This window comes from Erythrobacter sp. JB2-19 (assembly GCF_057365005.1).
In genome coordinates this window covers 402400-425368 of sequence record NZ_CP200290.1, presented here as the reverse complement: position 1 = coordinate 425368, position 22969 = coordinate 402400, and the positions used below count along the sequence as shown (strand labels likewise).

General features: G+C 54.4%; 22 protein-coding genes. 12 read left to right on the top strand and 10 right to left on the bottom strand.

The genetic code is table 11. The features are described from left to right. Positions 1–136 precede the first annotated feature (136 nt). Positions 137–1273, top strand: coding sequence for a nucleotidyltransferase family protein (locus AC0V6O_RS02115; protein ID WP_486141294.1), 1137 nt, complete (start codon positions 137–139; stop codon positions 1271–1273). Beyond that, the gene (locus AC0V6O_RS02110; protein WP_486141293.1) at positions 1270–2925 is read left to right on the top strand and encodes an ABC transporter ATP-binding protein; all 1656 of its coding nucleotides are present in this window, start codon (positions 1270–1272) and stop codon (positions 2923–2925) included. The genes AC0V6O_RS02115 and AC0V6O_RS02110 overlap by 4 nt, the downstream gene beginning before the upstream one ends. Here the strand turns inward: AC0V6O_RS02110 and AC0V6O_RS02105 are convergent. From AC0V6O_RS02105 to AC0V6O_RS02080, 6 genes are all read right to left on the bottom strand, one after another. Further along, positions 2912–3187 (bottom strand): PqqD family protein, encoded by a 276-nt coding sequence (locus tag AC0V6O_RS02105; protein ID WP_486141292.1) that lies wholly within the window; start codon positions 3185–3187, stop codon positions 2912–2914. The genes AC0V6O_RS02110 and AC0V6O_RS02105 overlap by 14 nt on opposite strands. Before the next feature lie 10 nt (positions 3188–3197). Next, entirely contained in the window at positions 3198–4037 is an 840-nt protein-coding gene (locus AC0V6O_RS02100; RefSeq protein ID WP_486141291.1) for a hypothetical protein, read from the bottom strand. After that, the gene (locus tag AC0V6O_RS02095) at positions 4034–5161 is read right to left on the bottom strand and encodes a 50S ribosomal protein L11 methyltransferase (protein ID WP_486141290.1); all 1128 of its coding nucleotides are present in this window, start codon (positions 5159–5161) and stop codon (positions 4034–4036) included. The genes AC0V6O_RS02100 and AC0V6O_RS02095 overlap by 4 nt, the downstream gene beginning before the upstream one ends. A 61-nt stretch (positions 5162–5222) precedes the next feature. Further along, positions 5223–5429, bottom strand: a complete 207-nt coding sequence (locus tag AC0V6O_RS02090; RefSeq protein ID WP_472640543.1) for a lasso RiPP family leader peptide-containing protein — start codon at positions 5427–5429, stop codon at positions 5223–5225. Continuing rightward, positions 5399–7309, bottom strand: coding sequence for an asparagine synthetase B family protein (locus AC0V6O_RS02085; RefSeq protein WP_486141289.1), 1911 nt, complete (start codon positions 7307–7309; stop codon positions 5399–5401). The genes AC0V6O_RS02090 and AC0V6O_RS02085 overlap by 31 nt, the downstream gene beginning before the upstream one ends. A gap of 43 nt (positions 7310–7352) precedes the next feature. Beyond that, on the bottom strand, positions 7353–8276 hold the full coding sequence (locus tag AC0V6O_RS02080; RefSeq protein ID WP_486141288.1) for a hypothetical protein: 924 nt from the start codon (positions 8274–8276) through the stop codon (positions 7353–7355). A 147-nt stretch (positions 8277–8423) separates the two neighbouring features. Here AC0V6O_RS02080 and AC0V6O_RS02075 point away from each other — a divergent pair, with 147 nt between their 5' ends. From AC0V6O_RS02075 to AC0V6O_RS02030, 10 genes are all read left to right on the top strand, one after another. Continuing rightward, positions 8424–8825 carry a lasso peptide biosynthesis B2 protein gene (locus AC0V6O_RS02075; RefSeq protein ID WP_486141287.1) on the top strand — a complete coding sequence of 134 codons (402 nt, stop codon included), beginning with the start codon at positions 8424–8426 and terminating at the stop codon, positions 8823–8825. 168 nt (positions 8826–8993) lie between these two features. After that, on the top strand, positions 8994–9143 hold the full coding sequence (locus AC0V6O_RS02070) for a hypothetical protein (RefSeq protein ID WP_486141286.1): 150 nt from the start codon (positions 8994–8996) through the stop codon (positions 9141–9143). A gap of 397 nt (positions 9144–9540) precedes the next feature. After that, positions 9541–10596 carry an O-antigen ligase family protein gene (locus AC0V6O_RS02065; protein WP_486141285.1) on the top strand — a complete coding sequence of 352 codons (1056 nt, stop codon included), beginning with the start codon at positions 9541–9543 and terminating at the stop codon, positions 10594–10596. Between the two features lie 2 nt (positions 10597–10598). Then, positions 10599–11315, top strand: a complete 717-nt coding sequence (locus AC0V6O_RS02060) for a hypothetical protein (protein WP_486141284.1) — start codon at positions 10599–10601, stop codon at positions 11313–11315. A gap of 204 nt (positions 11316–11519) precedes the next feature. Continuing rightward, on the top strand, positions 11520–12485 hold the full coding sequence (locus AC0V6O_RS02055) for a sterol desaturase family protein (protein WP_486141283.1): 966 nt from the start codon (positions 11520–11522) through the stop codon (positions 12483–12485). A 128-nt stretch (positions 12486–12613) separates the two neighbouring features. Next, the gene (locus tag AC0V6O_RS02050) at positions 12614–13045 is read left to right on the top strand and encodes a rhodanese-like domain-containing protein (protein WP_486141282.1); all 432 of its coding nucleotides are present in this window, start codon (positions 12614–12616) and stop codon (positions 13043–13045) included. 653 nt (positions 13046–13698) lie between these two features. Then, positions 13699–15426, top strand: coding sequence for a glycosyltransferase family 2 protein (locus AC0V6O_RS02045; RefSeq protein WP_486141281.1), 1728 nt, complete (start codon positions 13699–13701; stop codon positions 15424–15426). 204 nt (positions 15427–15630) lie between these two features. Continuing rightward, on the top strand, positions 15631–16473 hold the full coding sequence (locus AC0V6O_RS02040) for a DUF547 domain-containing protein (RefSeq protein ID WP_486141280.1): 843 nt from the start codon (positions 15631–15633) through the stop codon (positions 16471–16473). A 36-nt stretch (positions 16474–16509) separates the two neighbouring features. Further along, on the top strand, positions 16510–17160 hold the full coding sequence (locus tag AC0V6O_RS02035) for a TIGR04282 family arsenosugar biosynthesis glycosyltransferase (protein WP_486141279.1): 651 nt from the start codon (positions 16510–16512) through the stop codon (positions 17158–17160). 23 nt (positions 17161–17183) lie between these two features. Then, positions 17184–18140 (top strand): radical SAM protein, encoded by a 957-nt coding sequence (locus AC0V6O_RS02030; protein ID WP_486141278.1) that lies wholly within the window; start codon positions 17184–17186, stop codon positions 18138–18140. A gap of 166 nt (positions 18141–18306) precedes the next feature. Here AC0V6O_RS02030 and AC0V6O_RS02025 read toward each other — a convergent pair whose 3' ends face one another. The 4 genes from AC0V6O_RS02025 to AC0V6O_RS02010 all read right to left on the bottom strand — a co-directional run bounded on the left by AC0V6O_RS02025 (position 18307) and on the right by AC0V6O_RS02010 (position 22869). Next, the gene (locus tag AC0V6O_RS02025; RefSeq protein WP_486141277.1) at positions 18307–19812 is read right to left on the bottom strand and encodes a lipopolysaccharide biosynthesis protein; all 1506 of its coding nucleotides are present in this window, start codon (positions 19810–19812) and stop codon (positions 18307–18309) included. A 36-nt stretch (positions 19813–19848) separates the two neighbouring features. Continuing rightward, complete coding sequence (locus AC0V6O_RS02020) at positions 19849–21069, bottom strand: hypothetical protein (protein ID WP_486141276.1); 1221 nt, start codon at positions 21067–21069, stop codon at positions 19849–19851. A gap of 101 nt (positions 21070–21170) precedes the next feature. Then, a complete protein-coding gene (locus AC0V6O_RS02015) occupies positions 21171–21716 on the bottom strand; it encodes a GNAT family N-acetyltransferase (RefSeq protein ID WP_486141275.1) in 546 nt (181 codons plus the stop codon). Continuing rightward, positions 21709–22869, bottom strand: coding sequence for a GNAT family N-acetyltransferase (locus AC0V6O_RS02010; protein ID WP_486141274.1), 1161 nt, complete (start codon positions 22867–22869; stop codon positions 21709–21711). Before AC0V6O_RS02010 ends, AC0V6O_RS02015 begins: the two co-directional genes overlap by 8 nt. Positions 22870–22969: the final 100 nt, after the last annotated feature.

Here is a 22969-nt window from a genome sequence, read left to right as displayed (position 1 = left end):
ACTCCTTGGACTAGCCAGAGCAGCTAATCCCATGGACGCGTCAAAAGCCTGATTGATACGCTGGATAATCTGCCAAAAATGACGCACCTTCAGCGGGAAGTAATTGCCCGAACCCAAGAGGCTTGTCGCCAAACAGATGACAGAAACCGCGACCATCGATGCAATGTTAGCCAGCGCAATGCGCGGCCAGGCTGCGCAATGGACAGGCGAAGGCGTTACGCAGGTTTGGGACCGGATCGCCTTCCACGGGATCGCAGGAGCGCTCAATTTACGCCGTAACCAACTCTCGGACTGGCCCATCCGGATACTGGATGACATCGGGCAGGAAGCGCAGATTGCCGCTTTATGGGAAGAAACGCACCGCCTTTGTGTGGCGAAACTTATCCAGCATTTGGCAGATCGAGGCGTTGAAACAGTCGTTATGAAAGGAACCGCCCTTGCCTATTCTCTCTACGAGGATGCTTCGGTCCGTCGGCGCGGTGACACGGATTTACTGGTAAAACCGAGTGACCGAAAGACAGCGCGAGACGTGCTCTCATCAAGCGGCTGGATCATGCGTGAGGTGCCGCACGGTTTAGTCTATCAGGAAACATGGCTGTTCAAGACAGGCGCCCATTTCGTGCATGAACTGGACCTCCATTGGCAAGCGGTCGATGGTCCCACATTGCAAGCAATCCTGCCTGCTGAGCTATATTTCGAAGAAGCCGTTCCCCTGCCCAACCTCAGCAAAGCTGCGATGGCAGCACCGCCTGTGCTCACCTTGGTCCAAATTGCGCTCAATCAGGCGTGGCACCAAACACATGGCTATTCAGTCAATGAAACCAAAGTGCATGGTGGAGAGCGGCTGATCTGGGCGAAGGACTACGATTTGCTTGCCCGCAGTTTCGGCCAGCGCGATTGGTCCATGCTGGCAGAGTTCTGCGAAAAGGTCGGTGTAGGGCCAATTGTACATGCGGCCCTAAAAACCGCGAGAAATGCTTTCCACACCCCCATTCCTGAAGAAGTCAAAACCCAACTAGCACCCCAAACTGGATGCCCCGAAATTCAAGCCTATCTCGCAGAAACAGACCCAGTCACGCGGTTCAAAACCGATCTCGCCAATGTGCATTCACCGGCAGCTAAAGCTCGCTTCGCCCTCGCGCAGGCTTGGCCCAGTGCAGCACATCTGAAGGAAAAATTCGGGGCAGCCCAAAATTGGTCAGTCGCTGGCCTGCGCGTGCGGTGGTTGGCTCGTTCCTTCATCAGATTAGTGGCTGGACGAAAGCCTTCATGAAGCGCTCATTCCTATGGCGGCGCGCGCTGGAGTTTAAGCGCGAGCTATCTCTTATCAGCGGGCTTACTCTATTAAGTTCCATGGCCACGCTATCCGTGCCTTGGCTGGCCGGACAATTGCTCGGCAGGCTTGCTGATGATGCGCCTACCGACCTCGGCAAGATCACAGGCCTGTTGGTGCTCGCGCTGGTCATTATGACTGCCATGAATATTGCTGCAAGCATGGTAACCGCTCAGACATCAGGGCGAATACTCGCTAGGCTGAGACTTGATGCTTACGGCCACATCCAGAACCTTCCGATAGGTTTTCACGAACAAAGCAGGCGAGGCGATCTCCTGGCGATGATGACTTATGAAGTACGCTTACTCAGCGACTTCCTAACCTCCACCATCGCCAATGTGCCAGCCATGCTAATGATGGCTGGCGGCGCGGTGATATTGTTGTTTCTCATCGATCCAACAATCGCTTTCATCGTTCCGATACTCGTGCCTGTATTCTTCATTGTACTCAAACTCCTTAGCCGGCGGCTCAGAGGGCTGGCCGAGCGGGTCAGAGAAACAGAGGCAAAGGTGATGTGGGTGGCCGACAGTGACCTAGAGATGCTGCCTGCGATCAAGTCCTTTGCAACCGAAGCCCGGCACAGCAAAGCCTACGCTAGGATTGTTGATGCGGCGCGTGTCCTCAGCTTGCAGGAAGACCGCATTACAGCCGCAATTGGCCCTGTGATCGCCCTTGCCGCTGGATTGGCCACCATCGCAATTATCGTGCTTGCTACCTCTGGGGAAGCTGTCGGTGAGCGCGATCCGGCAGAAATGTTCGCCTTTCTGCTCTATGCTGCCTTGCTTACTCGTCCTGTCGGCGGCTTAGCCAATGTCTACGGCCAGTGGCAGATCGCACGTGGAACGGCCGCGCGGATGGAAAAAATCTTCGCGGTGGAGCCTGAAATCGACGGTTTTGGAAACGACATCACAAACGCCTCACTTTCGACCATCCGGTTCGAAAATGTGAGCTTTGGATATGATAGCCGCGAGCCGATTCTTCGCGGCATCAACTTTGTGATAGAACCTGCGCAAGTGATTGCGCTGACCGGAGCAAATGGCGCTGGAAAGTCGACCCTTATCCGATTGCTCTTGCGCTTTTACGAGCCAGACGCCGGACGCATCTTGCACGGATCGAACAATATCGCCGATTTGCAAATACAGGCCTGGCGCAGGCAGATCGGATATGTTCCTCAGCGCGCGTTGTTGTTCAACGGGACGATAGCCGACAACATCGAGTTTGGATGCGAAGAAGCAGAACCGCAAGCAATTGAGCGTGCCGCCAGGCAGGCTCAGGCATGGGAATTCATCGCGCAGCTCCCCGATGGCCTGAACACGGAAATTGGCGACAATGGTATCCGATTGTCAGGTGGAGAGCGTCAGCGCATTGCGCTGGCCCGGGCACTGCTCAATGATCCACCCATCCTCATACTGGACGAAGCAACCAGCATGTATGACCTTGAAAGCGAAGCAGCCTTCATTGCCGAATGCGAAAGCGCGCTTAGCGGTCGCACGGTCATCATCATAACACATCGCATAGCGAGCCTTGCCCTTGCCGACCGGGTTTTCGAGGTGAGCGATCAGACCGTATGCGAGGTTGCTACTCAACCCTGATCAGGTTTTGCTCGCTTAACTCTATTGCCAGGCCGAGTACGTCTTGCTGGATACTCGCAAGCGGCGCATCAAATTCCGCTTCAATTACGTCGCAAAGCTCGGCAATCGAATAGGGTTTCTCGTCGAGCAGGCTCCAAATTCGAGTGCCAACAGCATTCAGACCAAAATAAGTCCCGCTGGCCATATCGAGCAGCACCATTTCGCCGCCCACCTCTCGCGAGACCACGTCTTCAGACGCACATATGACATCACTCAATTGCATTGTGCACCTCCTACCTGCTCCTCACTGCACGAACCGCTTCGATAACATGCTCAAGCTCGCGATAGTCGCGGCGATAGTCCAGCGCATAGCACGGAACGTCCCGCGACAGATCGACAAGCCTTGAGAAATGGGCCTTGAGGCGCGGCTTGTCTTCGACATCTAGAATGAATGAATGCGGTATCAAGTGCGTCAGAGCGCTGAGTGGGCTGAGCCTGGTGATGCTTACTTTCTCTGGCTCTGCGCTGGCGAGCACAAAGATTGCGTCCAAGCCTTTAGCCTCCTGAGCAAATGGCAATTGCTCAGGCACTGAAACAGCTTGTTTGTCCTCGGCTTCAATCCAGTGGTCTTGCGAGCCGAGCAGAAACTCAGCACTGTCATTGAACAGGCGCAGCGCTGTAGCCTTTGGCTGGACCCAATAATCGCTTTCTCTCCGTTCAAGCTCAACCACATCTTCTGTAAGAAATGGAGCGTCTGATTTTGCAAAGGCTCCTGCTAGTGTCGTCTTGCCGCTGCGCGATGGCCCCAAAAAGGCTGCAGCACTACCGTCAATCACAACTGCGCTCCCGTGAAGGCACAGCCCGCCGGAATGATTGGTGAGCAGCGGAAGTATTGCATTGTGAAACAGGTTCTGCGCCGTTTGCTCAGTGCTGCCGGGCGCAGGCCAAGCGATCACCCCTTGGCTATTGCTCGTGATTTGAAAGTCGGCCTCATCCAGGAACCTCAAGTGGAAGCCATCGTCGTCCCGACGGAATTCGGCCTTTATCTCGCCGTCAGGATCAACCCAGCGATCATAGGGCTGGGGCGATAAATCCGTTTGCGCTCGCACCTCTGCGAGCTCCAGGCCGATCACAGCGTGCAATCCTTGGCTAACACCTGCATCACAAAATCAAGAGCGGCCTGATCACTTGGAAACAGCTTTGGTCGATCCCTCAAGACCTGATCCACAATCTCTTGCCTCGTCCGCACCCCATCAACCTGGGCCAAGACAAACGCACGCGCCGCGCCCTGATCTGATAAGGCAGGCGATTGTCCGTTTGACACCGCCAAGTCAGAGGGTTTTAGCAAGGTCCCGTGCCAGGTTGAGAGCTTCTGAACGGGCGCGTCATTGGGGGGCTGTATCGTCCAAGCCAGCATCTCTTCCGCATGGCGAATGTTGATTGAGAATTCGACTTCATCGCCCTCTTCAACCCGGAAAGGTTCGGCTGCTGGCAAGAACGCTTGCGAGCGGCCAATGCTGGCAGGATCAAACGGCGAATTGGTCATCCGCACACCCTGACTCAATGCACAATCAAACCACCCAGCCACTCCGTCAAACACGCCGGAATGAATGATCGATAGCGAAGCGCTAAACCTGAAGATCTCTGGGCTGTCTTCACAAAGGGATATGCGACCCAGTCGCACCGCACCACTAATCAGCTCGTCAGCAGAGTGGCTGTGGTGATGCTTTGCGTGCCGATTATAGCCATCAAGCCAGCGATATTCTGACGGAATATGCTCTGCCTGCCATGCGCCGGCCTTACTCCGGCATTCCTCGCTTGAAACGCCCGCAACCATCAAATTCATCGACTGAGGCACAATCGCGCCGCCCGGCTTTAGAAACCGCCTGCGCGCATCCTCAAGCATCGCAATGATGCCATAATCGAACCCGAAAAAGCCAACGTGGTCGCAAATCAGCAGATCGACCTTCTCTGGTAATTCAGCGTGGAAAGTTGATTGCGGAACGCAGTGATAGCGATCTTCCAAACCAGCCTTCGCCATGCTCGCGCGCGCGAGATGGATCGCATCGCTGCTATCAACGCCCCACACCTCTGAAGCGCCTGTCTCCAAGCAAAGCAGCCCTAACACGCCGAGCCCGCAGCCAAGATCCGCTACGGTATCTCCAGGCTGAATAACCTCTTCGATAGCTTGGCGATATATCGTCAGGCGCTCGGAGAGATTGAGATATTCAAGATGCTCGTTCAGGATGTCGATCATTTAGGCGAAGGCACCTCTTGAGCCACGGGCCTTATCCGTCCGGCGTGAAAACAGCAGGATGCTAGTTCATCGCCATCATGATCATACCGTCCATCATCATGGTGGCGCTACCGCCGGTCAAATTTCGTACAGAACCGTATGCGGTCAGGCGTGGCGGCGTATATTTCGCTTTTTTTGCTTGCTGTTTCATAAGGCGACCTTGCTGGTTTGGCCGCGCGTCAGGAAACATTGCGACCATCAGCGGAAATGATACAAAAAAGCCGCGCAAGCGTAAACTCCCCACACCTCCCACGAACACTCATCTGGGATTGTGCCAGACGCATCTGGCCGCAGAAGACGCTGAAACCCGGCTTCATCGCACATATTATCGAGCAGAGGATCGGCATTTTTGCGAGCGAAGTCAGCGAATTCTCGGTCCAGCTCTGGCGACGGGAAATCCGCTTTGGTAGTCCGGTCTAGGATCACATCCGGCACAATTCCTCGCAGTGCCCTACGATGGATATATTTGCTGTGACCAGCTCGCTTGCGAATATGTTCAGGCGTGCTGGCTGAAAATTCGATAAAGGCCTTGCTCAACATCGGATTGCGCGGTTCCAAACCAGCCCTCGCATATTGCCCCTGCATCATCGTGTTTGCCATGTCCGTGCCCGGCGCGCGTACGAGATTGAGCTTGCTCCAACGCACCGGCTCGCTTGGCAGTGAGGTGATGTAGCTGTCTTCAAACTCGGCTAGTCGGTGTCTGGCCTCCTCCGTCAACCAATCGAGATATTCCTTCCGCTCCCTCGCCTTCTGCCGCTTATAGTCTCGGCCGCGAACTCGAATGATTTCCGGCAGAAGCGTCTTGATCATATGCCGCAAGGCAATAGGTAATGTTTGCCGCCATCCTTCAGCCGCCGCGTCCTGGCGCAAGGCCCGCGCAAACCCCGCAACGTCGCCAGCCTCGGTAAACTCTCGGTAGTAATGACGGCTGCCTTGCAGCCACTCATCACCCCCGTCGCCGCCCATCAAAGCCCTGCAACCATCTGCCGCAGCTGCATTCTCCAACCCAATACTCATCGCGCCATTGGTAGGGATCGGTAGATCATATCGCGTGCGTGCCTGCTCCGTGAACCAATCGATGGGCGGCTGCGTTAGAGGCACTTCACATAATTGAGCACCGACATGCTCCGCCGCGGCTCTGGCGAACGGCAATTCATAGGCGGGGGAGCCTGGCGCTCCCGTAAGAGTATACCCTGAGATTGATGGCGCGGGCAGTTCGCCTCGTCCTGCCAATTGATATGCCAAACAATAAAGCGCGCTAGAATCGAGACCGCCGCTTACCGTCACCCCAAGAGGGCTATGAGAACGCGAAGTTCGGCGGACACAATCTTTCAATAGATGTCGGTAATGCTCAAAATAGTCCTCATCACGGGGATACCGAATGGTGACTTCCGGGTCCAGCGACCAGTGCTCTTTTAAGGTCAGGCGATTTGCCGAGAAACTCAGCGAATGGGCGGGAAGTAGGCGCTTAATGCCCCGCCAAGGTGTTGCATCGCGCTGATGCCATTTGTCCGCCATAACGCCGGCCAAATAATCAAAATCTGGCCTCGGCTTTGGTTCGATCTGCGGAACCAGTGCCGATAGGTCAGAAGCAAACAGCAATTGCTGGCCATCAAAGTGATAAAACAAGGGCCGCAGACCCATGTGATCGCGCGCGCAATAGACAAGCGGATTGCTCGGATCGGACCGACAATCAGCCAGAGCGAGGGCAAATTCGCCGTCTAAATGACGTGCGCAATCCTCGCCCCATCGCTGGTACGCGCGCAGCACCAGCTCTGTGTCCGTTCTATTGCGCAGCACCACGCCAAAACCCAGCAGTTCGGCGCGAAGCTCCTCCCAATTGGTGAGGAACCCATCAAACACGAGAGCAATCCGCCGGTCTTCGCTGCAATGCGGCTGGGTTTCGTCCTGCGCTTCGCTCGTTACACGCAGTAGGCTGGCACCCAATCCCACGAGGCTCTCATGTCCCGTTGAGCGATCATGGTCGGATGCATTCGATAGCCAAGTGGCGGCGCCATCCTGGCCGCGATCCACGATGGCGTCCGTCATTGCCTTGAGGTTCGCAGGGTCCACACCATCAGCGCAATAGAGTCCGGCGATTCCGGTCATTCGGCCTCAATGACTCTGCATGATTTCAAGTGACGCAGTTCAATCACCCAATCTGCCCATTCTCAGCTTCCGTCGCAAAGACATCGCACAATGGTTGCAATATGCTGAGCTCGAAATGCTCAGCCCAGAGGCGCGGCCTCACCAGCTTTTCACAGCCAGCGGGATAAAAGTGGAAGAACAAAAGATTGCAATACCCTCCGCGCGTGATCGGATCACGGTAATGCCACTGGGACGAGCCATTAAAGAGCAACGCCTGGTTCGGCTCTAGCTCATGCGATGTCCAATCCATCCCGGCGTCATCCTTGAGGTCTTCCTCATTCCAAGCCTGGATCGTATCTGCATCAGGCAATTCCACTTGCTTGCTGAAGTGTATCGGCCAGCTGCCGCTTTGCTCGATGCAATAATCGAGCGTGTACATCGATATCGGCTCATCCAGATGCGGTGCGCACTGGCCGGAACCTCTGTATAGACTCAGGAAGTTGTATCCCATCACCAATTCGCACCCTGCAAGCTCGCTCACCAAAGGCAGTAGGCCCTGCTGCAATTGCAGAAAGAATGGATGATCGTGGACTACATCGCGTCCGAATTTCTCAACCTCGTGGCGTTCGAGCTGCGCGGCGGGAAGGCTTTGGACCACCGAGTTGATCTCATGCCGAACAGTGTCATCAAACAGGGCATCGATAATGCAGATCTCGAACTTATCGGCTGGGTGCAGCGGCGCGAATCCAGCGACAAATCGCTCCAAATACTCGGGAGCCACCTCTCCTATATACAACTTTGCTGCCTCGAACCGGCGCAAGAAATGCGCGTCGTACCACGGCACTTCGCCGAGCTTTGCGACCGACGCGATGGCCGCCAAATGAAGATCGAGATAGTCACGATCACCCAACCTGTCTTTGATCGCCTCACTCAGCATTTGGCTCACATAGCACACCGCGAGGCATAGGCGATAAGGCGGATAAACCACGCTGCTTCATGCGCCCTCAGATTGTCGCGAGCGACCAAGTCTGGCATCTATTGTAAAGTGACAACGAGAGTTTCCGCCGTGCCCACAGAGGGCCAGAAACCCAAACTGAGGGATGCTCTTTGGATTGGGCGCTACAGCGTGCGCTGTATGGTGGAGCTCGTTCAGGCTCGGCTGGCATTCGCGAAACTGGATATGCGCGCACTTGATCAGCGCAATGAAAAGGCGGCCTTGGCCCGTCAAGAGCAGCCTCAGCCTGGCTCAAAACGAGCGGAGACCATCGCCCGCATCGGCTATATTCTGCCTCGTTTGTCCGCTCGCTTGCCGTGGCGTAGTGATTGCTTGATACAAGCGATCGCTGGGCAGAACTGGCTAAGCCAATTAGGCATCCCAAGTGTGATTGAGCTTGGAGTTAAACGAGAAGAGGCCAATGGCTTAAACTCGCATGCTTGGTTGCTGTGGGGAGGCCAGATCGTGCTGGGCAGCAGCAAAGAGCTTTACACTCCAATCTTTCCGCACAATTCAAAGCCAATCGCCCCACATAACAAGTAATCGGCATGTCTGATCCTCTCAGTGGTCCAGCTCGGTTTGTAAATTGCTCCCAACCTAGTAGTATTACATAGGTCAGAAGGCGGGAGCGGACGATGGTGCCAACATTACGAGCTCAAATAGCGTTTTTAGCCGCAGCGCTTGGACTGTTTTTCGCGCCAATCTCTGCGCATGCCAACACGCGAGCAGGCGACTATTCTGTCTGCTGCGCAGCTTCAACCGATGGGGCCTCGTCTAACGCTATCAGTGATCGAGGCTGGTTTGCTGAGGATGCAGATCGCGGTGCACTATGGCTGGCGCTTTTGGGCGGTGTGGGAATAATCATCGGAATCCTGATTATCCAAGAAGATGATGATCCTGCGCAGCGCGGTGATGGAGGCCTCAATCAATCTCCAGGGGCCAATTGAAGCAGGCCTTTTGATCGCTTTCTATGCGTGCTGATCGCATTTCTCCTCGATCAAGCGCCTATGCGCTGGTTGCGCTACTGACCATTGCGGTGATCATTGGTGGAGGCGGCGTCAGATACGGTCTGGCAAACCTGGCTGTACAACTTGCAGCGCTCTTCGTTCTCGGCTTTCATCGCAGTGCCTTTGTTAAGTTTTGGAGCACGACACCGTTTGGCCTTCGCGCGCTCATTGGTGCGTGCTTATTGCTTCCGGCTATACAGCTCATCCCCTTACCAAACGGAATTCTTGCAATCTTGCCCGGCAGAAATCTTGTGCTCGAAGCGCGCTCGCTGGCCGGAGTGAACACCTGGTTCCCCATAAGCGTTGATCCGGCCAGAACGCTGGTCGCATTTGCCAGCCTGATCTTGCCACTCTCGGTACTCGTTGTCGCTTACCAACTTTCGCGGCACCAATTGATCTGGATCGCTTGGACACTGGTGGGCTTGGCACTGGCTAGCGTATTGCTGGGCGCCGTACAGGTCGCTAGCCAGGGTCAAAGTGGTCTGTTCTATCCAGAGAACCCAATGCCCGGGGTGCTTTTTGGAACCTTTGCCAATCGCAATTCCACTGGCCTGTTTATGGTTTCAGCGCTTGCGCTTGCCGCGCTGTTGCCCGCTCCGTCCAACACCTCATCGTTTCTTTTCTGGCGCGCCATGATCTGCCTGATCCTGATCACGGCCATTCTTCTCACCCGCTCACGCACCGCTATTGTTCTGGCCGCGTTGCCGCTCGCGATGTTGCTTGCGAAGAGCATGGGAGCAAGGCTGAACAAGGCGCGGGCGAACCCTAACGAAGGACACCCACGAGGCAAGAAAGGCATTGTTGCTGGTCTCTCGTGCGTGGCATTGATCGCCAGCCTTTTCGTCTTTGCGCCGGGGCGGATCAGCGACAGCCTTGATCGGTTTGAGGCAAGAGACGACGCGCGCATCTATATCTGGGAAGATGCAACCTACACTGCCGGTCGATATTGGCCGATTGGATCGGGCATGGGCACGTTCGACGAGGTTTTTCAGCTCGACGAGTCTCTTGAGAATCTGACACCTCGGCGAGCTGGGCGCGCTCACAACGACTATTTGGAAGTCGCAATTGAAGCAGGCTTAATTGGGATTTTCCTCATCGCTTTATGGCTTGCTTGGATCGCCTGGATGACATGGCAGGCGCGGCTGTCAGCGCATAAATGGGTCGCTTGGGGCGGCAGCGTAGTATTGGTTGGCATCGCGGCTCAGTCATTGGTGGATTTTCCACTCCGCAGCCAAACCATGTTGGGGGTGGTCGCATTCGCGCTCATCTTGCTGCTGCGTTTTAGTAGAGTTGGACAGGAACAATAGGCATGAGGCAGGCTTTATGGCTCATCGCTTTGGTCCTGATCGGTCTCGTTACCGCAGGAGCGCAGCTGGACCGGCAGGCCCGCGTATCAGGCGAGCTCGCGGCGCTGATTCCCACGCCGTTTCGAGCCTTCGCTCAAGAGAGGCTCGCCACCCGAGCCCTTGCAGCCAGCGACTCAGAACAAGCGCGTGCTGAAGCTCAGCGATTGGTCGCGCGGCGTCCGCTCCCCGCCGAACATCTTCGCATTTTGGCCATCGCCCAAGCCCTCAATCAAGACGACCTAGGGAGCCTGCAGACGTTGCAAACCGCGAGCCAGCGCGGCTGGCGCGACCCAATCACGCAGGAAGCAGTTTTGAGACTAGCCATCGAAACGGGCAACCACAGGGAGGCCGCCAGACGATATGCGGCCTTGATGGCCATGCCAAACACGTCAAACGCCCTGCTGTCTGAACTGGGAGGGGCAGCCTTGGAGACCTCTGAAGGCCGCAGTACCTTTGCCGCTGTTTTAGCTCCGGCAAAGCGCTGGCATCGAACTTTCCTAAGGCGCGGGTTGCTGAACCTGAAGCCGCGGGCGTTCGCTGAACTGATTGCCGAAGCACAAGATCTGGGCGCAAAGTTTGATTGCGCGCAATTGCAGCAAACAGCACGGGCTCTGAATGACAAAACAGATGCCTCGAGCCAGCCGGCAAGGCTCTCGATCGATCAAGGCTGTGTGGAATAGAAACGGTGCAAGCCGAGAAACCTCAGCCGTTTATCACTGCCTTTTTACGTTCACGCCCGTTCCAAGCTAGTTTTCCCTTCTCCATCAGGCTGAGCCGATACAACCGCCACCAGCCCAAGGTCACGTCACCGAAATTTGTAACCGAAACTATCGTGTTGACGAATGTTTTGGCGCAGGACAGAAATTCTCGAGTAAGGGGCGAGCATGGCTGACACCATTGATAAGCGCGCCAAAGAAAGTACAGACCAGGAAATCCGTCGCCCACGGACCTTGGCGTTTGTCATTACCTTCGGTCTGTTAATCGCTCTTTCAGAGGGTCTTTTGCGATTGGTCGCTTGGGCTCAAGACGCGGTTGGCTGGGCGTTGATCGACCATGATATTGATCTCCTCTGGGCCGGCTTCGCAGCAGCCTTGGTCAATGCGATCTTTAGTTACACGGGCTTGGTCGCGCTCTTCGCCTTCTTTGAATGGCGCCACCTGGGCTTTAAAGACTTTCGCCGACGTTATGCCGAGGGTTTGCTGTATGGAGCCACAGCTATTGTCATCGCGGTAATGCTGCAAACTGCGGCTTTCTCCAGTCTGCAAACCTTGGATTTCGAGCCTGTTTTCCAGATCCAAGATTTGGGGCCGGTCTCGCTGCTATTCCCGATCATCTACATGGTCATAATCGGCTTCTTCGAATACTGGCTGCACCGCGCGCTTCACGATGTTCCCTTCCTTTGGCGGTTGCACGCTATCCATCACCAAATCGAAGACATGAACGCCGCGCGCAGCTACTCCCACTGGGCTCAGGACGCGGTATATCTGGCAGTTATTACAGTCCCTCTGATCTTTCTGGTTGAGAGCCCGCAGGGTTTTGTCGCATTGCTAACGACGTTCTATTTGATCTCGAACTACTACATGCACACCGACAATCCGGCCTTGTCGTTCCCACCGATTCTTCGACATGTGCTGGCCGACAATGTCTATCATCATTATCACCATTCGCGCCGCATCGAGCATTGGGGGCGCAACTATTGCTCGTTCTTTTCTTTCTACGACCGGATTTTTGGCACGCAGCATATGCCGCGGGACGAAACCTTTCATGCAACCGGCATTGACGGTTACGCGCCGCTGGAAAACTGGCATGATTATCTGATCCGCCCTTTTACAAACCGGGGCAAGACATGACCAAACGCAGATGGCTTTACCTAGGCCTCGCTAGCGTTATCAGCGCACCTTTGCTTTGGGGGACAGCAACATTCCCTTGGGGACCGGCAAGTGACTTGACCGGTGTCCACAGCACTATCAAAGCAAACATGCCCGAAATTGCGCATATTTCGGCGCAGCAGCTTGCGGCCAGCGATCCCGACACAACGATCATCTTTGATACCCGTGAGGCAGAAGAATACGCCGTTAGCCACCTCCCCGGCTCCATTCGCATCCCGCCAGAGATGCCAGTTGCAGATTTTATGAGAAATTTTGGGCATTTGATATCGGGTAAAACGGCGGTTTTCTATTGCTCGGTTGGCGTGCGCTCAACACAATACGCAAGCAAAATTCAGAACGCGATACGAACAAATGGGGGCATCAAAACCGTCAATTTAGAGCTCGGCCTGTTCGGCTGGCACAATGATGGTCGCCCGCTTGTCAACCAACGAGGTGAAGCAACTATGCTGATCCATCCCTATGATGATAATTGGGGGCAACTTCTCGAACGAAAATCGTTCGTATCCAAATTTCCGAAATAATTTTTCAGAATTTTGTAACCCAATCGACTCTTCCAACGAACGGACGGGTAACGTCTAACTCAATTGTAGGGAAAACATCGTGCGAAGCGCAATCTTATCAACGGCAGCCATCGTCTTGGCATTGGGTTCCGCTCCAACTCTCGCGTCAGGTTCTGGCGGGGGGAGGCGGTTATGGCGGCTTCAGTGGCGGTTCCGGTGCCTCAGCACCGCGCATCTCACCAGCTGAAAGATTGGAGCGTCGCGGCAAATCCCAAGTGCGCAAACGCATCACGTGTAAAAAGTGCAGTTATCATGGGAAGTTGAATCAGCAAACAGCCGCTGAAGTTGCAAAAGCTGTTCAAGGCGGTCAGTTCAATTTGAAAGGCAAAAACCGTGAAGCGGTTTTGTACTATCTGCGGCAACGCTACGGAGTTTAACAGCCTCCGCTAGCCTCATTGGGCTATACAATCATGCCCGAAAAACATTCGCACAAAACGCTTCGCTACCGTTTGGTAGGCGGGGCGTTTTTGTGTTTGGCGACTATATTTGCATTGGTCTTGCTGTCGCGGCAGCCAGACACATCGGTTCTGGCGTACGTTGCGGCGCTATCCCTGGGCAGCGCTTTGACCAGTGCGCTGCTATGGCATTCAGGCCCACTAAGGCCAGTTACCGTTATGGCTATTGCGCTGCTCGGCAATGGAATTGCGCTTTTCGGCTTCACGATTTTTGAAGACGACTATTATCGTTTCATTTGGGATGGATGGCGCATTCTGGAAACCGGTACACCTTACGGTATCCCGCCGGCAGACTTTTTCGATGATGAGAGCGTACCACCGCAAATGCTAGCGGTGCTAGAGTGGGTGAACTATCCTCAATATCCGACCATTTACGGTCCGGTTCTCCAAATCATCTTCGCCATTACCAGTGTCTTTGCCGGCACTGATGAATTTGGCCTGCGGTTAGTTTTTGCCGCGGCAAGCCTGCTCACAAGTGGATTGCTACTTCGCAAATTTCGCCCAGAACGTGTGGTCCTGTTCGCTTGGAACCCAGTCGTAATTGCAGAAACAACATTGCATTTGCATTCCGACATTTTTGTTGGATTGGCGCTGTTCTCGGCCATCCTAGCAGGGCGACGACATCCCCTTATGGCTGGCAGCCTCTTGGCGGTCGCAGCAGGGGTTAAGTTAGTGGCATTGGCCGCTTGGCCGATTTTCTTGCGGCTCAGGCCCAGAGCCTTGATTGCGGCTTTGGCAACATTGCTGCTGCTATACGGCATCTTTGCAGTTCAAGGCCAAGGTGTGGGGCTCGACTCCACTGAGACTTTCGCGACAATTTGGTACTATAACCCACTCGCTTATCAGCCTCTTTTCCTGCTTTTTGGACCGACTTGGGGACGGTTAGTCGCCTTGTTTGTAGCAGGCATGATTGTCCTTTGGATGCACGCCCAATCACGCAGTTTTGATGATGTGCCATTGGCGGCAATATTCGGAGTGATTTTGCTCTTCGCTCCGGCGGTCAACACTTGGTATCTGATGTGGCTATTACCTTTGGCGGTGGGACGCAAAGAGGTCTGGCCGTATGTTGCCAGTGCAGCTTTGCCGTTGTCATACCTGACCGGTCTAAATTTGGAGAATTTTGCGCTTGAAGAATTTCAGGTCCATCCGGCTGCACAATATGCCGAATGGAGTTTGATTGCCGCAGCAATCATTTATGATTGTTGGCGGCTTAGAGGCAGTCGATCAGCGAAAGAGCGCACTGCCGCGCCTATATCATCCCCGCAAGTCTCAGTGGTGATCCCCGCGCTGAATGAAGAGAGGTCCATTGGTGAAACAGTCAGCGGCATTATGCGCGCTAACCCCGATGGCTTAAAAGAGGTCATTGTCGCCGACAATGGTTCGCAAGACCGCACGGCACAGATCGCGAAAGAAGCCGGTGCTGTCCTCGTTACGGAACCAGAAAAAGGATACGGGGCGGCTTGCCTGGCTGGTTTGGTAAAGGTTGATCGTAAGAGCAATATCATCCTGTTTATGGATGCCGATTTGTCTGATGTTCCTGAGGAAGCCGCAAGTTTAATTACACCGATAGTTGCAGGTGATGCTGATATGGTGATTGGATCGCGCCCCTTGGGTACAATTGATCCAGGAGCAATGACTGTACCGCAGCGTCTCGGCAACTGGCTAGCTCCAGCGTTGGTAAGATTGATTTGGGGGTGCGTTACACCGACCTTGGCCCCTTCAGAGCAATCCGCCGAGATGCCTTGGAACGTCTTGCAATGGCCGATCGAGACTTCGGCTGGACGATCGAAATGCAGGTTAGGGCTGCGAAGATGGGCTTACGGGTATGTGAGCGTCCGGCACGCTACCGAAAGCGTGTTGGCACCTCAAAAATATCTGGCACGATAAAGGGCGTTTTCGCCGCTGGCTGGAAAATTTTGTACGTTATCGGGCGCGAGGCCTTCGGTGATTTTGACCACTCTCACCTAGGGTCACGAACCACAATTCGAGGCGAAGCTGGCCAAGCAGCAGCTCAGAACTGAATTCTATGTAACAATTGCTGGCAACACGGCGAACATCAATTGAACGCTTTTAAGTTACGAGGATGAAGTCATGACGGCTCCGCAAGTTCAGATACAATCATCAATGCAAATGTCGCGCCGCACCATAATCGGCGCGATACCCGCGACCGCCCTGTTGGCAGCATGCGGAGCCTCCGATCCCGGTGGCTTAGGAGAAGACAGCTTCACGACGAATGAGGATTCAAGCGAAATGATCGACCATTCGAAATGGGACGCGTTGCTGCGCGAATATGTGACCGCGGGCGAAAATGGCGTCAATTTGGTGGACTATAACCGGATGAAGGGCGAAGCCGCTGATGCTCTGAAATCCTACCTTGATGCAATGCAGGCCGTGGCCGTCGAAGATTTCTCCAGCGATGAGCAATTCGCGTTCTGGGTCAATCTCTACAATGCCGTAACAGTAGACGTGATCCTCAAAAATCTGCCGCTGGACTCTATCCGTGATATTGGTTTGCTGGGCAGCGGACCTTGGAAGGACGACGCCGTTACCGTTTCGGGTCGCACGCTGAGCCTCGACAATATTGAGCATGATATTCTGCGGCCAGAATGGCAGGATGTCCGTATCCACTATGCCGTAAATTGCGCCTCAATTGGCTGCCCGAATTTGGCTCTCGAAGCCTATACGGCGGCAAAATTGGAGCCAATGCTCGAACAAGCAGCTGCCGCATATGTAAACCACCCACGTGGTTTTGGCGGCGAGAACGGCCGTATTATCGCATCCAACATTTACGAATGGTATCAGGATGATTGGGGATCTGTAGAGGATGTCTTGGATCATGCCCGCGAATATGCCACTGGACCAACGGCGGCCTTGCTCGACGGAGCAACCGATGTTGCAGGCTATGCTTATGATTGGTCACTTAACAATAGCTAATGCGCGCACTTAGCGCTTGCCACCTGCCAGCGAACTGTGATTGATCATTCTATGCCAAACCCGCGCCTTGTTCAGTTCACTCGCTACCCAGTGGCTGGAGAATGCAAATCCAGACTGATCCCAGCTGTCGGTTCAGAGGGGGCTGCAGCAATCCATCGACATCTGACCGAGCACGTTTTTGGTGTTCTGACCAAAGCCGGATGTCCGCTGACGCTCGCCTATACTGGAGGTGACAGAACCGCCTTCATGCAATGGCTCGGCGAAAGGGCGGCTCTCGTTCCGCAAGCCGAAGGCGATCTCTCACAGCGACTCCTAGCATTCGTCGATGATGCACCAATTATTTTTTTCGGTTCAGACACCCCAGACCTAAGTCCTTCACATGTTTCAGCAGCCATTGCTGGACTGGCCGAGCATGAGTTGGTGATTGGACCCGCACTGGATGGCGGATATTATCTGATTGGTATGCGGGAACCTCTGCCGCAATTGCTTACCGATATGCCTTGGAGCACAGATCAAGTCTTGCCAGAGACACTTCGGCGCGCAAAGCAGATGGGCATTACCCCCTTTTGCTTGAGCCGCTTTCAGATTGCGATCTGCCAGAAGATCTCAGGCGATGGCCAGAGCTTACAAAGCTCGCTTGCGCGGGACATTCTCTGGCGGAGCCGGAAAGCGAATGCAGCACAATGACCCCCGCTCTGGAAAGCTAGACGATGGATGATCAATCCCCATTCGCCTTGAGCAAGACTCAGAAAATTTCAGATGAGAAATTTGCAGATCCCTATCACACCGCAAAGGGCGATGAACGAGCCTATGTAGAACTCCAGCGATTGGAAACGCTGTGGTTTAACACAGGAACTTTGTGCAATTTGGCGTGCAAATCTTGCTATATCGAAAGCTCGCCCAAAAATGATGCGCTGGTCTATCTCACACTGGCGGAGGTACAGACCTATCTGGATGAGATTGCCGAAACAGACCTTACCACTCGCGAGATAGCGTTCACCGGCGGCGAACCATTTATGAATCCGGACATTATTGAGATCCTGCGCCTGTGTCTGGCTCGCGGTTTTGATGTCTTGGTCCTATCCAATGCGATGCGGCCGATGCGACGATTTGAACAGGAATTGCTAGAGCTTGAAGGTACCGAGCGAATGACCATCCGGGTCAGTCTTGATCACTTTACCAAGGCTGTTCACGAGGAAGAACGCGGAACAAGCTGGGACAAGGCAATGAACGGCCTAGAATGGCTGACTTCAAACGGCTTTAAAGTGGCGATTGCAGGGCGCCTTTTAGAAGGTGAAACCGAAGCATCTGCACGCCAAGGATTTGCTGACTTGTTCGCCCAGCATGATTTGCCTGTCGATGCGAACAATCCGATCGAATTGACGCTTTTCCCGCAAATGGACGCCGATGCCGATATCGCCGAGATCACCAGTGACTGTTGGGACAAATTGAATCTCAACCCGCAAAGCATGATGTGCGCATCCAGCCGAATGGTGGTGAAGCGTAAGGGTGAGAAGACACCGCGCGTCGCAGCTTGCACTCTTTTGCCCTATCAAGAAGGTTTTGACTTAGGAGCAACGCTTGAAGAGGCAAATTCTCCTGTTCAACTCAATCATCCACATTGCGCGCGCTTTTGCGTCCTTGGTGGCGCCAGCTGCACTGCGTAATTAACAAAGCTGGTCTTTGGTGCAAATCTCACCTGTTCGCCAGTTGTCCAAGCCTATATCCCTCGAAACTGGCTGTGCTCAATTGGCCGATGGTTATGTTCTCGCCGAAGCGATCACCCAATCGCCCTCATCCTCCGGCCTGATTTGCTTTCTCTAGTCCCGTCGATCAACGAGGTTCAGCGCCCCGAAGAGCAGGTTGAAGGTTGCTTTCAGGCTCCTCTTTGCGTTTGCGGCGAAAGATCAGATGGAACAATTCAATCAATGTCGGTTTCGCGAGCCAATACAGGACAGCCGCACAGATGCAGGCACCAAGCAGAACGTTTATTGATAGGCTGGCGAAAACTGGCAGCGGCGGCAGGACCGTTTTCGCAAGATACACTGCACCGGCCATGACCACAGCGGCAGACAGACCTGGCCAGATCGCCTGGACAAGGTCCATGGCTGGCAACCGCAAGTGTCGCCGTGAAAGCAAAACAGTTGCGATCGTCACGAGTGGGAAGCCGCCAACCCATGCATATGCGAGGCCCATAACCCCGAATTGCGCCCCAATCAGAAAGCCGAGGGACATTACGACCGCGCCCACCAAAGTTGCGCGCAATGAGATCTCGGGATGGCCCATGGCGTTGTTGAGCGGCGCAAACAGGATTTGTAGCGTCATCAGCGGCATAACCAGAGCCATCACTGAGACGATAGGCACCATTGGCAACCACTTCTCACCCAGCACGACATGGACCAATTCTGGCGCGGTCACCGCCATCCCCAGGTAGAAGGGGCAAGCGACCATCATTATGAGGCGGACGGCCTTAAGGAATGCACGGCGCACGGCTTCTGGGTCATCCTGCATTCTCGAATAGGCGGGAAACGCGACCTCGTTCAAAGGTGGGACAAACTTCGCCGCGAAAATTGTCGTCAGGAACAACGCTTCTGCATAAAGGCCAAGCTCGTAAGTCGTGAGCGATTGGCTGCCGATGAAGATGTCTGATTGGCTTTGAACCGTCCAAAGCACGTGCGCCAAAAGGATGGTTCCGCCGAAAGTAAACATATCTTTAGAGCCGCGAAAATCGAAGCTCGGCCAGATGAACATCCGGGCAGATAAGAATAGCCCAATGCCCTGAGTCCAGAAAATCGCCAGCGCGGCGTAAACCAGTGTCCAAACCCCAAGGTCGGACAGGGCACAGCTCAGGGCGACGATTGCCCCAATTACTGCAGAGAGCAGATTTACAATTGCAGTCTTCTTAAACTCCAACTCGCGCGCCATCACAGCTTCGGGCAGCACGATAAAGGGCGTCGCCAGGAAAATCAGTGCCTGAACGCGGAGCAAATCACCGACGATCGGCTGGTTATAATAGTCGGCGATCAAGGGGGCGAGCAGGAATTGCGCTGCGGCAAGCCCTCCATTGAGCAGCAACAGGGCGCCAAAGGCTTGCTTAAGTCGGCGCGGATCAAGCTCCTCGCTCTGAACGATTGAGCTGGCAAGCCCGTAACCATTAAGAAAACTCAAGAAGACCAGCACGACCTGCGTCATCGCGAACAGACCATAATCCGACGGGTCAAGGATACGGATCACCGCCAGTGTGCTGCCCCAGGAGATTAGCTGGGCCAGAACCTGCGTTCCCGAACGCCATATCAAAGCTTTACGCACGCGCTCGCCGAAGGAAAGCGTATCACTCATCGCAAAAGACGTACCGAGAGGCCAACAACTCCCACTCTAGCGGCCGTCAAAGAAGACTGCTGCATGGCCCCAGGCAGGCCCCGTCGGGCCATGCGGCCACTCGCTCCGATGGAGCGAAATGTAGCCGGGACTTTTGGAGCGGAAAAAGTTGAGCGCACTGTCGCTAGTGTAGTCGGCAAAGTCTGAATCGAACTCAATACGCCCTGTGCTTTCGTCAAAACGCAGCACGTAGAAGCCCTGTTCTCCGCCAAGTTCTGCGCCCATGATCAATCTATTGCCTGCCGGGTCCTTGCCCATCCAGTGCGGTGCAAAACCCTCCGGCGTATCTAACCGAAAGACCTCTTTGGGCGACTGTGGGTTGGAAATATCGAGGACGACCACTTGCTGCTTCTTGCCAATCGGCTGCACCCAATATTGACCAATCAACAATGGGACGCCGCAAGCTCCGCGAATGCGTGTGGGATCTTCAGAGGGATCCGTTTCGACCGAATAGACCAGATCAAGCTGTGGTTTCTCGCTGTCGATCGCGCTCAGATGATAGAAATTGCAGCCATAGGAGTTGAGAAAGACAGACCCGTCGCGCAGGACGTGCTGCCCAAAGCTGGCTCCATTCAGACCCTCAACCGGCCTACCCGTGTGATCCACACCCACTTCAAGATCGAGCGTGTGCAGCAGTTCGAAATCGGAATAACGATATATCTGGACGACCTCAGCCCACGATTGTTCCATCATTGGCGCGCTGGTTACGGTGATCCGGTCCATTTCGGGAAGTTGGGCGAAGGAATAGGGGCGGATCGCCTTGGTGAAACCAGAAACCTCAGCAGAGGCTGAACGAATCAATTCTCCGGTTATGGAATATTCCGCGATCCCCCCATGGCCTCCTGGAGTGGTCGTTTCATCGGGATCTGGACTCTCGCCAGCGCTTCGCAAGAATCCAACCAATCGCGTGCCTTCGGCCGTGCGGGCGTAGTCGTGAGCGAAGCGCAGGGGTGATGGCGAGCCAAAGGTCGTCGCAATTGTGGGAGCATTTGGGTCAGAAATATCGACGACAAATGTCAGTTCATGATGGTGACCATTCATGAAGATAGGTTCGCCCTTGGGCGGCGCCTCATATTCCATGTGATGCACCATTGATGCCTTGTGCCCAATTGGGGTTGAACCCAAGGGCTGCCCGCGCCCGTCCGAACTGGGATCGACATCTAAGACTGTGATGAAGTCTTCGTCCTGCTCATCCTGATCGCCGACCAACAGGAGCAAGTGAGGAGAGACACCCGTTAGCTCGATGGTATTGCGTGGCGCAGGCTCAGAACAAGACGCACTACCAAGCAGCGCAAGGCAAGTGAATAAGCGGAGGGAGTTCATGAAATCACCTTGAAAAAACTCTGAGAAAGCGGCTCAAAACCCTGGTTCTGGAACAGCGCCTGGGATGCCGAATTGCCGTCCCAAACAGTACCAGAAACCGCGCACTCGCCCAAAGGGGCAAGCTCGACCAACAACGTGCTGATCAAAGCCGAAGCCCCGCCTAGACCGCGCGCACGCTTATGAACGACGATATCCTCGATATGGCAATGCCAGCGCGGCTTCCCGTAGAAGACATCGTTGGTTTCGCTGAGCCGGTAGAGCAGGTAACCGACCAAACTCTCTTGGAGAAATAGGCCTTTGGCAAACCCAGTGCGTTGGCGAAATGGATTGCGCGGTTTCAAGAAGCCTTGAAGATAAACAGAAATCGCGACGAGATTATCTGCTGGACCAAAATGCTCTGGAAAGGATCGATGGTGCGGCTCCTGACCTTGCCCAAACAGGTCAATCATAGCTTCAAGCAAGGGAGCGTTCTTGCGATCAAGTGAACGCACCTCCGCAGCCTGTTGTGATAAAGGCGTGTCAGGGTTTTGCATCTCAGGCATCAGCGCACCTCTGCATAATGGCTTTGGCAGCGCGAGTGCCTGCGAAAATCGGGCCATATATCAGACTGCGCCTCGCAACTGCCACATCCATGATTGCCCGCCTGTCCGGCCAAAGTTCATTGAGCATGGCATTATCCGGCTGCGTACAGGAATCGATCAAATCGAGTTCATCTTGCCGCTGATAATATTGGAGTGTTTCAAACTCCATCAACACGCCTGGCGAAAACCTGCGATAATCCGGATGGACCGCCGATTTCAGGCAGAACCCCATGGGCGGAGCAAGAACGTCGAGCGTGTAGGCGATCGGCCTTCCATAGAGACTGAGCCTTGTGAGGGTGAGGTTCCCTCCCTCAAACGCGTCTCGAATTGTTGCCCGGTAAAGAGCGGTCTCATTAGGACACGAAAGGATCGATGAGCCAGCCTCGTGCTTCCAACCAGTGTCTTCCATGGACAGAAACTGGTCAGTCCATTCGTCGAGATCATCCCTCTCACTCAATCTTTCGATGGATACCTCACCGGCTTCATGAAGCCGCTTTTTCGCCCTTCGGATACTCTTGCGCCGCGAAGAACTGAGATGACTGTCGTCTTTGGTTCCCGATCTGACTTTTGGTGCGATTGCGGCACGCTCATGCCGGTTGGCCACTATGATACCTCGCCCGGTCTTAGCGCAATGCCTCAGCATAGCTTGGGCGAATGGGCCATCACTCGATATCTTTGCCAATTGCAGAAAACCGCAATGGAACGGAGCCTGGTCCAACCACGAGGTCAATCCCGCCACAAACTCTTCTTCGAAGCCTGCCCGAACCAAAGGCGAACCAAGGTATTGTTCGTGGTGTAGGGCGCTTTTCCAGAACGGCACCGGCAGCTTCGCATAACCTACATCGCGTCGCAGGATCACAATGCCAATGAGCAAGCCCGCAGCTCGGACAGTCACAATTTTGGGCTCTTGCTCAGCCAGCAAGGGGAGGGAATTGCGAATGAAGTGAGGGAACTGAAATATGTTCTTTTCGGTCGCCCCTTGCGTCAATTCTTCCCACTCAGGCGCCAAGGTGCACAAAGTATCAAGCGTTAAGTCCCCACACAGCCATGAGAGAGCGTGATCTTCACGCGAGCGATAGGTGTTCACTGACTTGGACAAAGTGGGTGTGTGCATAATTCTCTGGCCGAAGCGACAGCCTCGTAAGATCAAGAAACTAATCGAATTTAAACGCTCTTTGAGCTAGCCATTCCTGAATTCCAGCGTAGCTTAAAGA